Genomic DNA, 13,686 nt, shown 5'->3' on the forward strand with positions numbered 1-13,686 from the left:
AGATCAGCAGGACAGGAGCTTCTGTCCTGCTGTTTCTATGTAGTGTAAACCTTGTTACGGCAGGTAAATTTCACCCCGCAGGTACAACTTCGCCTGACCTGACACCAGTACTCTGTCTTCTGTTAATTCACAGCGTAATACGCCGCCTCTGCTGGACGCCTGATAAGCCATCAACTGGTTTCTCCCCAATTGCTCTGCCCAGTACGGCACTAAACCCGCGTGAATAGAACCTGTCACCGGGTCTTCATCTCCGCCATTGGCTGGCCAGAAATAACGGGAAACAAAGTCATAGTTTGTGCCTGGTGCTGTTGCCACTACATCATAAGGCGCCAGCTTTTTGAGCTGCTCGCTCTCTGTCGTTAACTCTTTCACCTGTTGCTCATTTTCATAAATCGCAAAATAAGCCTGAGCACTTCTAAGCACCTTAGCCGGAGCTAAGGATAACCCCGCAAGCAGTGCTGCTGGCGTGGGGACAGAACTGGCCGGGCGTTTTGGGAAATCCATTTGGATCCAGTTATTCGCTTGTTTACTGACGACTAAATCACCTACTTCCAGAGTAGTAAAGCGAAGCTCCTTACTATCGCTTTGGCTAAATAATACAAAAGCTGCTGCTAAGGTGGCGTGACCACAAAAATCAATTTCAGTGACAGGAGAAAACCAGCGGATCTGATAATGATCTTTCCCAAGCTCCAGTACAAAAGCGGTTTCTGACAGGTTGTTTTCTGTCGCTATCTGTTGCATCAGCTCAGGACTGATGGCGTGTGGCACTGGCACCACAGCCGCATAGTTGCCTTTAAAAAGCTGATCGGTAAAAGCATCGACCTGATAGATCGGCAGTCTCATCGGCGTTTTTCCTCTGTCTGACCTTAAGTTGCAGCATCATAGCTCAGAAATGCACAGCATAAGGGTTGAACTTGCTTATAATAGGCCTGAATTTTTAAGAGGATTTCTGATGAAAGTTGTAATGTCTGTGCTGCTAAGTAGTTTGTTGGTCTGTACTTCTGTGTCGGCAAATGATGTGGATATGGAAAAAACCATGAAGCAGATGGCGCTGAGTTTTAAGCAAGCGAATGAAGCTCAATCCGTCGAGCAAATGACAGCTGCCTTAGCTGGTTTTGAGGGGCAGTTGCTGCAGGCACAACAAGGTAAATTTCAGCCTGAAAAAGCCGAATTGTTTCAACAGGGATTAAAAGAACTGGCTGTTGAGGTCGATAAAACTCAATTGTTGTTAGAGAAAAATGACTTAGCCGGGGCGCGGCAACAACTGGTGAACATGGATGAACTGCGGAAAAAATACCATAAACACCGTAAGCCAAGTTTCTGGCAACTAATTTTTGGTTAAATCCACAGGCTCGATTTTAAAGTTCAACTCAAGTATATTGCACACAATTCAATTGAGTCCGGCAAAGCTATGAGTGCAGACAACGAAGATTATTTAGTACTGGAAAAGCAGCTGTGTTTTTCATTGTACAGCGCGAGCCACAAGCTGGTGCGCAGTTATCGGCTGCTGTTGGAACCTTTGGATTTAACCTATCCTCAGTATCTGGCGATGCTGGTGCTGTGGCAGCAACCAGAGCTTAATGTTAAAGAGTTAGGCGAAAAGCTGTATCTGGATTCCGGTACTTTAACGCCTTTATTAAAACGGCTGGAAAGCAAAGGCTTGGTCAGCCGGACCCGCAGTGCGCAGGATGAGCGTGTAGTGCAAATTCGACTGACTGAACAAGGCAAGGCGTTAAAAACTCAAGCCAGCCATATTCCGATGGCGATTTTTCAGCAGTCAGGTTTGCCTTTAGATCAGTTACTGCAGTTAAAACACAGCTGTGATTTATTGTTTCAGCAGCTTGAAGCCTTGTAATCCCCTTACGCATCCCCATCTCAAAGAGCAGATTCTTGCAAAGGGCAAGATGGCTTGAATGAGGCAAAGAGCATGAGTTTATCTTTTTACAGCGCATCAGTTCCGGTATTTAAACAGTTTCTTACCAGCTTAAAAGACTTGTTAGTCAAGGCTGAAAAATTCAGCCAGCAGAAAGAGCTGGCTGATGCTGTGTTGCTGCAATCGCGTTTATATCCGGATATGTTTCCACTGGCGCGTCAGGTGCAAATTGCTGCTGATTTTGCCAAAAGTGTATCCGCTCGTTTAGCTGGTGTGGATGTTCCGGGTTATGAAGACAACGAACAGACTTTTGCCGAATTGCAGCAACGTCTGGATAAAACCCTGGCTTTTCTGGACACCTTAACCGCAGAGCAATTTGCCAACGCAGCAGACAAAGAAATTGTATTACGCCCCGGCACTCCAAAAGAGAAACGTTTTACTGGTTCGCAGTATTTAGCTCAGTATGGGTTGCCACAGTTTTATTTCCACGTCACCACCAGTTATGCTTTACTGCGTCATAACGGTGTGGAAGTAGGTAAAAAAGACTACATGGGTCAGATGTAATTGTGAACTCAATATAGTTTTACATACCCTAAGTACTTGATGTTGCAGGGAGGCGACAAGTGACTGAGACCCCAGGAGCATAGTTCACCTATGTGACTGGGGCGAAGGCGTGAAGTCAACAAAGCTGCAGCTTCAAGTACGACGGGGATGCGGTTATTCGAAATACAAAATACCCTCAACAGCTTCAGTGTTGATATTGTGATAGTGCTTTAAAATCATCTGCCATTTTTCAGCAATAAACTGCTGTTGGCCACTACGTCTGAATTTTTCAGCCGCAGTCTTCCAGACTTGCATCAGCTTTGGATCAGTACCTGATTTGGACATCAGCAGATACACATCGGAAGTTTTTAAGTTAAAAACAGATTTCACATCTGATGTCTGCAGCCCTTCTTCCCATAATAAATGCTGAATACCCTGACTTTCATAAGCTATTAAATCCAACCGGCCAGAGCGTAACCTGTGGATGTTTTGCTGATGATTTACAGAAGGATGTAAGTTACTAAAACCTTGTTCAAGCAGCCATTCTTCTCTGATATCACCCCGCACCACGCCTATAGCCTTCACCTTCCGTAATTGTTCCAGCGATTCAATGTGCACAGAATTTGAGCTCAGAGCATATACAGACCAGGCTTTGACGCTCAGCTGCCCAAGCCAATAAAACTCGTCTTCTCTTTTTGGTGTTCTGGAAAAACTGAACAAAATCACATTAGGTTCAGTACGGGCAATATGAATAGCACGGGCTTCAGGCAACACTTCAATCACAGTTTTGTCATCCAGACTACGCTGAATAGCCTGCACCACTTCGACAGAAAAACCTGTCAGTTGACCATGACTATCCAAATAGGCGGCCGGAGGTTCGACCACAGTGATGATCCGCAAGGTTTGGCTTTGAAGCGCAAAACTGACACAGAATAAAAAAAGACTGACAATCCATCGCATGTTTTGCGTTCTCTGATAAAGAAACACTGCCTTAGGTATAGCCAGCTTTAATAGCTCTGACAACACAAAGTATTGTTACCGTTTAAGAAAGTCTGACAAGACGCTTAAGTTTCTCTGCAGGTAATAAAATAATTAAATTGCCCAAAGCGACGATACAAACGCCAATAAGTGCTGACCAGCTCCAGTGGTAATTTTCAAACACTGTGGATATCCCTAAAGCGACTATAGGGAATAACACCATGGTGTAGGCCGCTTTGGCCGGACCAATACGACCAACCAACGTCAGGTAGGCGCCAAAGGCCAGTACTGAGCCAAATAATGACAGATACAACAGGGACAAATTAAAACTAAGGCTGCTATCAAATACCGGCATGATACCTTGCACTAAGGCCAATATGGCCATCATCCCAGCACCATAGGTCATACCAAACACATTACTCTGAATGACAGGCAACTGCTGTTGCTGGTTTTTAGAGGACAACATATTGCCAAGAGAGGCGATGTAGGTACCGGCAATACTTAGCACTAAACCCCAAAATGCAGAGCCGTTGCTCTCTAATCCTGCCAGTTCAGGCCAGAATACAAAAGCTATACCCAGGATGCCCAATAAAGCGCCCAGCAGGGTTTTGATTTCAATGGGACGGCCAAAAAACAAGGCGCCGTTGAGGATGTTCATCAACACTATACTGGAGAACACTACTGCAATCAGACCGCTGGTTAAATTTGAGGTGGCCAGATAAATCAGCAGGTAATTTAAGCAAAATAAAAACAGACCTTGCAGCGCCATCCAGCCATGCTGGTGACGACTAAACCGCAATGGCAATTTACGCCACAGACACCAAAACCACAGTAACAAAGCAGCTAAACCAAAACGGTAGGTAATAGACCACATTTCCGGCACATCGCCGAGTTGAAATTTAATAGCATAAAAAGTCGAGCCCCAAATCAATACAGTGGCCAGATACAAGGTAATGGAATGGGTCAGCATAATGCCTCAGGATACATAGGTATTTAATTGGTTTGCGAAGCAGAAGTTGTCAATTTCTTCTGGAAATCGCGTTGTACTATGGCAAGGGCTGCCAGCACTGCTTCTGTTGGCAAATCCTGTTGTTCCAGCAACAGGATCAGTTCCACAGCCAGCTGCACCTCAAGGGGGGCATCAGATAAAACCGGAGCTTTAGTTTTTGTCACGTTGGGTGTCTAAGAAACCTTTGGCTTTGGCGACAGCTTCACGCACTTTCATCACCATTTCGAAACGTTCTGTCTGAGGCAGATAAAACGCCATATCCACTTCATAACGAATATATTTTGGAGGTAACTGATTGAGCACTATGCAGCATAAATCCGCCAGATATTCGGTGTCATATTCTTCATCCAAACGTAACTCAACTAAATGGTCCAGCAGAAGTTTTTCGTAATAGTTATGGATATCGTCATCTAACTTCATCTGTTACTCCTTGTGTGCCTGAGCTTTATGCTCAGGCTGCTTAATAGGTTACTGAAACTGAGCCTAAGCATAATCAGTTCAGTTATAAAACGCTACCAGCAGATGTTAACTTCAGGTCGTGCTGATAGAATAGCGCGGTCAAAACAACAGGCTATGGCCTAAGATTAAAAAAATGCAAAAGAATACAACCCCTTGTTACTACGGTGACTATCTGCAACTGGACAAAATTTTAACTGCCCAGGCGCCTGAAAGTGCAAAGTATGCCAATGAAGCCCATGATGAAACCTTGTTTATTGTGGTACATCAGGTGTACGAATTGTGGTTTAAACAAGTACTGCATGAGCTTAAAGCTGTGCTTGCTGTGTTTGCCGCAGATGAAGTCAAAGATCAGCAACTGACAGGTGTGGTACATAAGCTCAAGCGGGTTATTACCATCCAGCAACTGATGAACCAGCAAATTGGCGTGATGGAAACCATGACTCCTCAGGACTTTATGTCGTTTCGCGACTATTTAGTGCCGGCTTCTGGTTTTCAGAGCGTGCAATTTAAAATGCTGGAAATTGGTCTGGGTCTAAAAAGCGAATACCGTATCGACTTTGATAAAAACTCTTTTTACAGCCGCTTAAATGAAAAAGATCGGATTTTTTTAGAAGGACTGGAAACCCAGCCGAGTTTATTTGAGCAAGTGGAAAAATGGCTGGAACGTATGCCATTTTTGCAATTTGGCGATTTCAGCTTCTGGCAAATGTACCAGAACGCGACAGAAAAAATGCTGAACGAAGATGAAAGCACAGTGCTGTCCATAGAGCAAATTGCTGAACATGAACGTGAAATGCAGCTGAAAGAAATCATCAATACCAGAGCCAAGTTTGCCGCTTTGCTGGATAAAGACAAATACGCAGAACTGCAACAACAAGGTAGTTTCCGCTTAAGCCAACGCGCTATGTTAGCCGCTTTGTTTATTACCCTGTATCAGGAAGAACCTGTGTTTAACCTGCCATTTCAGGTATTAACCTGCCTGACTGAAATCGATGAAAATATGACGATTTGGCGCTACAAACACGCCATGATGGTGCAGCGTATGCTGGGAACTAAGATTGGTACCGGCGGATCATCAGGTCATGATTATTTAAAACGCACCACTGAGAAAAACCGTATTTTTACTGATTTATTCCATATGGCTACTTTCTTACTGCCAAAATCGGATTTACCTGAACTGCCTTTGGCTGTGCGTAAACAACTAGGGTTTTATTTCGCAGGTGCTCAGCAGGTTTAAATTGTAGGGGCGGGTCTTGTACCCGCCCGTCTATGGATACCGCGGTGCCCGTTGACGGGCCGGGACGAGCCGCGGCCCCTACAACCCGCCCGTTTTTCAATTCAAGTACGAAGGGCATGAAACCAGCGGTTTGTATTTGGTAACGACAAACCGCTGATTTTAAAGGCTGCATAAAACAGCTGCAGATGAATTTGAGTTAAAGCGGACAGGTCACGTTGATAACCCCCTCCAATAACCGCTGCCACTGGAATTCCCCGTTTGTGACATTCGCTTAATACATACCAGTCCCGTTCTGCCACTCCCGCTGTGCTGATATGCAAAAGCCCTAAATCATCCTGCTGATGAATGTCGATGCCTGCATCATAAATCACTAAATCCGGCTGATGAATACGGAGTAAATAATCCAGACTTTGTTGCACTGCTGCCAGATACTCGGCGTCGGCGCAGGCTGTGGGTAAACCTAAATCCCAGCTTGATTGCTGTTTGCGGACCGGGAAATTTTTTTCGCCATGCAAAGAGGCGGTAATAATAGCGGGCTCATCAGAAAAGATAGCGGCGGTGCCATCGCCCTGATGCACATCACAATCAAAAATCAGCACTTTATCCACGCCCTGAGTGAGGGCATAGCGTGCAGCCACTGCTAAATCGTTAAATAAACAAAAGCCACTGCCTTCAGCAGCAAAAGCATGGTGATAACCGCCACTTAAATGCAAAGCTAAACCTTGCTGCAAAGCAAGCTGAACTGTTTGCACCGTGCCGCCGACCGAAGTTAAAGAACGGGTCACCAATTGTTCTGACCAGGGAAAACCTATACGGCGCATGGCTTTATTATCGAGCTGACCGGATATTAGCAGCTCGGCGTAGCAAGCCTGATGCACTGAAAGCAAGTGTTCGGAGCTGGCAATTTGAGAGCTAGTGAATTGATCGGCAGGCACACCCAGCTCTAATAAGGCCTGATATAAAGCCTGATATTTACCTATCGGATAGCGGTGTTTATAGGGCAGTTCGAGCTGACTGTAAATCGGGTGATAGATCAACCCCGGCGGTTTTGTTCGGACCACTGAATTTCTACCTCTAATTCGCTTAAGGCTTTGCGACAACGACCTAAACGGGCGTGAATGGCCAGTACTCTGTCGGCACTGGTATCTGCAGAACCACCTGACAGCTGGCGTTGTTCCAGTTCCAGCATATCCAATAACCGCCTTTCAAAGCCCTGATATTCAGAGAGCTGTTGATACAACTCCTGAGTGGAGCGACGTAATTGACCTACCATAGCTTGTGCTTGTTCTGACGCATTTGGCGACGTTGGGCGCTTTTTACCTTTGCCGGGTAAATAACGTAAGTCTTTGGTTTGAAAAGCGCGGCTTAACGCCTGAATTTGGGAGCTAAGTTTAGCCGCTAATGCCTGAGCTGAGCTGGTGCGCTGTTCTGTGCTCGCTTTCAGGCGTTTAAGCATAGCTTCAGCTTCCAGCACATAGTCGGTTAAAAAAGGCGAGTGGGACTGAAATAAGTCACTGTCAAACCAGGCTTTTTGTTGCCAGCTGCTTTGTTTACCGTCAATGGCCTTGGCTTGTTGAGTCAGCTGTTTAAGTTGTTGCTCCAACGCAGCCAATAAGTCTTTCATCCATTGCTCCAGGCTTGCCATAACAAGCGGGCGGTAATAGCTAATACCATAGTTAAAAAAAGTGGCCTGATAAACTTACTACCAAAACGAATGGCTGAACGGGCACCAAAATAAGAACCGAGCATTAAACAAGCGCCCATAGCTAAACCCAAAGCCCAATAAATATGACCAAGCCAGGCAAAAGTCACCAGTGCAAAGATATTACTGACGCAGTTCATCGAACGCGCTACGCCGCTGGTCAACAGCAAGTTGATTTTATACAGTGCCATAGTCGACACCATCCAAAACGAACCTGTGCCAGGGCCTGCCAGGCCATCATAAAAACCTAAAGTAAAACCCTGAGCTCTTTGTTGCCAAAAATGTTTAGGCGTCTGCTCTGGTAAAGTTAATTGATCGTCTGGCTGCATTTTTACTACCAAACTATATAAAGCTGCGATCACAATAAAAAACGGAATAATACGTTCCAGCCATTCTTTGCTGATTAAATCCACTACTAAAGTGCCACAAATGGCACCAATAGCAGTGAATATCAAAGCCGTACGCCAAAACTGTGGATCAAAAAGTTGGCGTCTGTAATAAGTGACCGAAGCGGTAATGGAACCAAAAGTCGCAGCCAGTTTGTTGGTGCCTAATACCAGATGTGGCGGTAAACCAGCGGTCAGTAGTGCAGGGACAGTCAATAAACCACCGCCTCCGGCCACAGCATCAATAAATCCCGCAACTAAAGCTACTGCGCATAAAGCGGCGACTACCCAGAGTTCTAAACCTAATTCCATTTTTAGTCTTCAATAGTTTGTGAAAAGGGAGGCAAAGCTTTGAGCATGGCCTTGCCATAAGTTTTGGTCACTAAGCGTCTGTCTAAAATAACAATACGGCCATGATCCATCTCCTGGCGCAGCAGTCTACCACAGGCTTGCACCAGTTTTCGTGCTGTAGCTGGTACTGTCATTTGCAAAAATGGATTGCCGCCACGTTTGGTAATAGCTTCAGATAAAGCTTCTTCTAAAGGAGAAGAGGGCACAGCAAAAGGTAATTTAGTGATCACCAGATTCGTCAGCAAAGCCCCCGGTAAATCCAAACCTTCAGAAAAACTCTGGGTACCACATAAAATACTACCTTCGCCTGCTTTTACTTTCAGGGCATGAAGTTCGAGTAGGGACTGTCGGGATGCTTCGCCTTGCACTAAAAAAGACCAGCCTTTAACCCGCAATGCTTCTACGACTTTTTGCATCTGCCAATACGAAGCAAACAGCAACAGGTTACCGGCCTTTTTCTCCAGATACTGCGGCAATCTTGCAATCAGCTCATCGGTAAAGGCGTCACTGCTTGGGTCAGTCTGCATTTTTGGTAACAGCAAACTGGCTTTGTTTTGGTAATCAAAGGGGGAATCGACTTTGAGTGTTTGCAAACCCGGGTGCTGAGAAAGCCCCAACTCCTGTTTGATATAGTCAAAACTATTCAGGGTGGTTAAGGTTGCAGAACAAAGTATGGTGGCAAAGGCCTGACTAAATAATAAATCGTCCAGTAAAAAACTCACCGACAAAGGGCTGGCATAAGCGCTGCTTTGTTGATGCTCTTTTGGATCTTGTGTGACCCAACGCGCCTGATTGACATGTTTTTGCTGTGGGACTGAATACAGTCGCCACAGTTCTGATTGCTGCTCAAATCTGTGTTCTATAGCCGTCAATTCAAATTGCAGCGGCAGTACCAGCTTAGTCGCTACTTTATGTTCAGTCGCAGCTTCGGATAAAAACTGTTGCAACTTCTCTATAGCAGACAAAGCTTTACCGCTGAGCTCGGCCAGTTGGTCTGCATTGGAGGCAAAAGTTTCCGGCAGTACTGCATCAGCAAAACGGTAATATGGCTCTTTAGCAAACCAGTGGCTTTGGTTCAGTTCAATCTGGTGTTGCACAGGTTTTAGCTGTTTTAAAAAGTCGCTTGCCAGCTCATCAAGTTTTAATACTTCGGTCATAGCGCCATGCTGCGGTAATATACCGGCCAGCTGCTGCGTGGTCTTTTTTAGCTTTTCCAGATACTGGGCCGGAAAACTCAGCGGGGCATGGGCTGAAAAGAAATCACGACCACTGTCGGGTAAGTGATGAGCTTCGTCTATCACATAAATACAATCAGCGGGTTGTGGCAATATTTGCGAGCCTGCATCCAAATCAGCCAGTAACAAGGCATGATTCACCACTAATACAGTACTGCCTTCTATCTCAGCGCGGGCTAAATGAAAAGGGCATTGATGATGCACTGGGTTGGCTTTGCTGCAATGAGCAGGATCAGAAGCAATGGCATACCAATGTTCATCAGCTATTGGCTCTTTTAAGCTGTCTCTGTCACCTAGCCAATGACGTTGTTGCCAGTTATTAAGTAATTGCTGTAATAAAGAAGCTGGCGCCGTACTTTGGAATAAAGGTAATAAATCAGGCTGTTGTAATTGCTGGCGAATTTTTTCGACACAGGCATACCTTTGCCTGCCTTTGACTAAACAGAATTCAAACTTCAAGCCGCTGTATTTCAGGAAAAAGGGTAAATCTTTTTGCACCAGCTGTTCTTGCAAAGCTACGGTTGCTGTTGCTATCACCAGTGTTTTCTTTTGCTTTAATGCAAAAGGAATAGCCGCCATTAAATAGGCCAAAGATTTCCCAGTGCCAGTGCCAGCTTCTACTAATAGCGTCCTGTCATAGCTGTGGTAGCTACCAGCCAAAGTATTGGCTATTTCAGCCACCATTTTATTCTGACCAGGGCGGGGTTGGTAATTCGTCAGATTGCTTTTTAGCTGCTGATGAATTTCACGAATTTGGTTTTTTAAAGCATCAGTAAGCATTAAAACATCTGGATAAAAAAACAGGGGTTCATAATAAGTCAGCTACAACTCAAGCGCAATATTGATATTGCCGATGAAATTTCAGTCTTTACACAACGAATAAATGAAAAAAATTGACTTATACCTTGTAGAGTAAAGTTTACAAAAAATTATAAGGATTTTAGGGAAAAGCCGATTACGCTTGAAAAATAACCAGAAATCGAACGGAAAATCAGTTTTTATGGTGCTTAAAAGGAACAAAACCTAAAAATGTATCAGGTCGTTACCTGTTTTGCGGCCTAAAAATAGGGGAGTGACGGACTCGTTGACAACAGCAGATCAAATTTGTTCCGTAAAAGCTGTTGACCACGCTGAAAAATTGCGTTTATTATCGGGTCGTTGTTTTCGGGGTCCACCTCGATTGCGAAAAGTTCGGAGTTCCAATCGCCGCAAAGGTTGGTCATCGTAAAAATAGAATCACTAGATAGTGGTCCAGGGAGAAAAAACATGTTTACAAATAATAAATTGTCAAAAGCAGTTCGTTTAGCAGTTGCTTTTGGTGCAGCCTCTGCAGCCGTTTTCACTGGTGCTGTTAACGCACAGGACGCTGAAGAAGCAAAAGACGTAGAACGTATTGAAGTTACTGGTTCTCGTATCAAACGTACTGATTTAGAAGGTGCTGTACCTGTAACTGTAATCGACCGCGCTGCTATCGATTTCTCAGGTCAAACTTCTGTATCTGACTTACTGCGTAATACTACATTTAACTCATCAGGTTCTTTCCGCCCACAATCAGGTAGCTCAGCTCAGGGTATTTCTCAGGTTGACTTACGTGGTTTAGGCGCTGAACGTTCACTGATCTTAGTTGACGGTCGTCGTTTACCAAAATCACCATCAACTGGTAACTCTCAGGACTTAAACTCTATCCCTATGGCTGCGGTAGAGCGTATCGAAGTTCTGTCTGATGGTGCATCAGCTGTATACGGTTCTGACGCTATCGGTGGTGTTATCAACATCATCACTCGTAAAGATTTCAACGGTGCTGAATTCCGTATGGGCGCTTCAACTGTCAGCCTGCCAGATGATGGCGGTGATCGTGAAGAAGGTTCTGCAGTATTCGGTTCTACCAGCGATAAAGCTTCTGTAATCGGTGGTGTATCATGGAACAGCCGTGACATCATTTTTGAACGTGATTACAAATGGGTTCAGCCAGGCGCTTCAAGCTTCGCAAATAACTGGTTATCACCAGATGGTTTTACTTCTATTGTTTCTGAAGCTGAATGTAATGGCATCGAAAACTTTTACTCTTTACCAAGTGGTCTGTGTGCTTATAACTTCAACGCAACTAACGCGAACGAAGCTTCTACAAGCAACACTTCAGGTTTCGTAAAAGCTGAATACCAAATCAATGATGACTGGAAAATTTTCTCTCATACTTTGGTTGCTAAAACAAAATCATTTGGTCGTTATGCTCCATCATTAAACGATGCTGGCGAAGCTGCATTTATGTCAGCTGATAGTCCAAACAACCCAACTAACCCATTAAGCCCATTCTACGATGCGGCAAATGGTCCTAATGAAGAAGTTCAGTTCCGTCACCGTTTTGCTGCTATCGGCAACCGTGACAACGAAGTTGATAACTGGACTACTGACTTCTTAGTTGGTGCTGCTGGTACTGTTGGTGAAGTTGATGTAGATTTTGGTGTACGTAAAAACCAATCTAAAACTTATGAAATTGGTCGTGGTTACCTGTTAGGTTCAGCTGCTCGTGCTGCAATCGACAGCGGTGACTACATGGTGAACGACCCGTTTGGTGAGCGTTTCACTACAGATGCTGACCGTGAAGCCTACGCGAAAATGTTAAGTGGCTTTAACGTAACAACCAGCCGTATCGGTAAGTTTGATCAGGAAGAAGCTTTTGCTTCTGCTGCATTTGACGTAGTTGAACTGTCTGCTGGTACTATTCAGGCTGTAGTAGGTGGTGAATACCGTAAAGAAACTTACGCTGACTTATATGACGCCTTGTCAGAAGCTGGTGTAGTAGGTGGTTCTTCTGGTAACTCAGCTGGTGGCGACCGTAACTTAAAATCAGCTTACCTTGAGACTTTAGTTCCATTACTGGAAGGTCTGGAGATGACTGTTGCTGGTCGTTACGACAAATACTCAGACTACGGTAATGACTTCTCTCCAAAAGTATCTTTCCGTTGGGATGCGATGGAAGACTTAGTATTACGTGCTTCTTATGGTGAAGGTTTCCGTGCTCCAACTTTGGATATCCTGACTCAGAAGCCAGCTTCTGATAACCCATCAGTAAGCGATGACCCAACTTGTATCAACTTTGGTTTAGCTGCAGGTTGTGACGTTCAGGTTAGCGCTATCACTATGGCAAACCCTGCTATCAGTTCAGAAGAGTCTGAGCAGTTATCTATCGGTGCTGCTTACCAGCCAACAGATTGGTTAAACTTCTCTGTTGACTACTACGATATCAAAATCAAAAACCTGATCCGTTTCTTTGGTGCTGAAACTCTGTTAACACGTGAACAAACTGGTGACCCAATCCCAGCTGGTTTAGGTGTAACTCGTTTAGCTAACGGCGGCATCGACCTGATCACTCAGGGTTATGCGAACGAAGGTGAATGGGCTATCAGTGGTGTTGACTTAAACGTAAACACTAACTTTGATTTCGGTGCTTATGGTCGTATTAACCAGGCGTTACAGGTTACTCACCGTATTGACAGCGTGATCGATGGTGGTCGTAACACAGTAAAAGATATGGGTGAACCTCAGCGTCGTGCGACTCTGAACCACACTTACTCACTGAACGACTTTGATTTTGCATGGAACCTGAACTTAATCGGTGATCAGTACATCGATGTAGAACCTAATGGTTCAGGTGGTTTTGACAAGTCAGGCCACGTTCCTACATGGGTTACTCATGATGTACAAGCTGGTTACACATTCAGCACTGGTACTAAAATCTCTATCGGTGCTCAGAACGTGTTCGAAAAAGAGCCTGAGTTGATCCCATTCGATGGTCGTAGCTACAACTTCAACTTATACGATGCTTACGGTCGCATTGCATACGTGAAGTTCCAACAAAACTTCTAATAAGTTAAGTTGATAAAAAGCGGAACTTAGGTTCCGCTTTTTTTTT

14 protein-coding genes are annotated in these 13,686 nt (G+C 44.7%); 5 read left to right on the forward strand and 9 right to left on the reverse strand.

What is annotated here, in order from left to right:
- Positions 1-54 precede the first annotated feature (54 nt).
- Positions 55-843, reverse strand: coding sequence for a PhzF family phenazine biosynthesis protein (locus LSG34_RS12400; RefSeq protein WP_233009420.1), 789 nt, complete (start codon positions 841-843; stop codon positions 55-57).
- Between the two features lie 109 nt (positions 844-952).
- Here LSG34_RS12400 and LSG34_RS12405 point away from each other — a divergent pair, with 109 nt between their 5' ends.
- From LSG34_RS12405 to LSG34_RS12415, 3 genes are all read left to right on the forward strand, one after another.
- Positions 953-1,342 (forward strand): cytochrome b562, encoded by a 390-nt coding sequence (locus tag LSG34_RS12405; RefSeq protein WP_233009421.1) that lies wholly within the window; start codon positions 953-955, stop codon positions 1,340-1,342.
- A 69-nt stretch (positions 1,343-1,411) separates the two neighbouring features.
- Positions 1,412-1,855 carry a MarR family winged helix-turn-helix transcriptional regulator gene (locus tag LSG34_RS12410; RefSeq protein WP_233009422.1) on the forward strand — a complete coding sequence of 148 codons (444 nt, stop codon included), beginning with the start codon at positions 1,412-1,414 and terminating at the stop codon, positions 1,853-1,855.
- A gap of 72 nt (positions 1,856-1,927) precedes the next feature.
- On the forward strand, positions 1,928-2,437 hold the full coding sequence (locus LSG34_RS12415) for a DUF1993 domain-containing protein (protein ID WP_233009423.1): 510 nt from the start codon (positions 1,928-1,930) through the stop codon (positions 2,435-2,437).
- 153 nt (positions 2,438-2,590) lie between these two features.
- Here LSG34_RS12415 and LSG34_RS12420 read toward each other — a convergent pair whose 3' ends face one another.
- The 4 genes from LSG34_RS12420 to LSG34_RS12435 form a co-directional block, all read right to left on the reverse strand.
- Positions 2,591-3,376 (reverse strand): substrate-binding periplasmic protein, encoded by a 786-nt coding sequence (locus LSG34_RS12420; RefSeq protein WP_233009424.1) that lies wholly within the window; start codon positions 3,374-3,376, stop codon positions 2,591-2,593.
- An 82-nt stretch (positions 3,377-3,458) separates the two neighbouring features.
- Positions 3,459-4,364: a DMT family transporter gene (locus LSG34_RS12425; protein WP_233009425.1), complete on the reverse strand. Its 906-nt coding sequence runs from the start codon at positions 4,362-4,364 to the stop codon at positions 3,459-3,461.
- 23 nt (positions 4,365-4,387) lie between these two features.
- Positions 4,388-4,567, reverse strand: a complete 180-nt coding sequence (locus tag LSG34_RS12430; RefSeq protein WP_233009426.1) for a DUF2496 domain-containing protein — start codon at positions 4,565-4,567, stop codon at positions 4,388-4,390.
- Positions 4,554-4,823 carry a late competence development ComFB family protein gene (locus LSG34_RS12435; protein WP_233009427.1) on the reverse strand — a complete coding sequence of 90 codons (270 nt, stop codon included), beginning with the start codon at positions 4,821-4,823 and terminating at the stop codon, positions 4,554-4,556. Before LSG34_RS12435 ends, LSG34_RS12430 begins: the two co-directional genes overlap by 14 nt.
- 172 nt (positions 4,824-4,995) lie before the next feature.
- Here LSG34_RS12435 and LSG34_RS12440 point away from each other — a divergent pair, with 172 nt between their 5' ends.
- Positions 4,996-6,099 (forward strand): tryptophan 2,3-dioxygenase family protein, encoded by a 1,104-nt coding sequence (locus tag LSG34_RS12440; RefSeq protein ID WP_233009428.1) that lies wholly within the window; start codon positions 4,996-4,998, stop codon positions 6,097-6,099.
- A gap of 101 nt (positions 6,100-6,200) precedes the next feature.
- Here the strand turns inward: LSG34_RS12440 and LSG34_RS12445 are convergent, their stop codons facing one another.
- The 4 genes from LSG34_RS12445 to dinG are packed head-to-tail and all read right to left on the reverse strand — an operon-like array spanning position 6,201 to position 10,553.
- Positions 6,201-7,160: a histone deacetylase family protein gene (locus LSG34_RS12445; protein ID WP_233009429.1), complete on the reverse strand. Its 960-nt coding sequence runs from the start codon at positions 7,158-7,160 to the stop codon at positions 6,201-6,203.
- A complete protein-coding gene (gene priC / locus LSG34_RS12450; protein ID WP_233009430.1) occupies positions 7,133-7,723 on the reverse strand; it encodes a primosomal replication protein PriC in 591 nt (196 codons plus the stop codon). Before priC ends, LSG34_RS12445 begins: the two co-directional genes overlap by 28 nt.
- A complete protein-coding gene (locus LSG34_RS12455; RefSeq protein ID WP_233009431.1) occupies positions 7,720-8,499 on the reverse strand; it encodes a sulfite exporter TauE/SafE family protein in 780 nt (259 codons plus the stop codon). Before LSG34_RS12455 ends, priC begins: the two co-directional genes overlap by 4 nt.
- 2 nt (positions 8,500-8,501) lie before the next feature.
- On the reverse strand, positions 8,502-10,553 hold the full coding sequence (dinG, locus tag LSG34_RS12460; RefSeq protein WP_233009432.1) for an ATP-dependent DNA helicase DinG: 2,052 nt from the start codon (positions 10,551-10,553) through the stop codon (positions 8,502-8,504).
- A gap of 486 nt (positions 10,554-11,039) precedes the next feature.
- Between dinG and LSG34_RS12465 the strand changes: the two genes are divergently transcribed.
- A complete protein-coding gene (locus LSG34_RS12465; RefSeq protein ID WP_233009433.1) occupies positions 11,040-13,640 on the forward strand; it encodes a TonB-dependent receptor plug domain-containing protein in 2,601 nt (866 codons plus the stop codon).
- Positions 13,641-13,686: the final 46 nt, after the last annotated feature.

It is taken from the genome of Rheinheimera faecalis, assembly GCF_021290965.1.
GTDB lineage: Bacteria > Pseudomonadota > Gammaproteobacteria > Enterobacterales > Alteromonadaceae > Pararheinheimera > Pararheinheimera faecalis.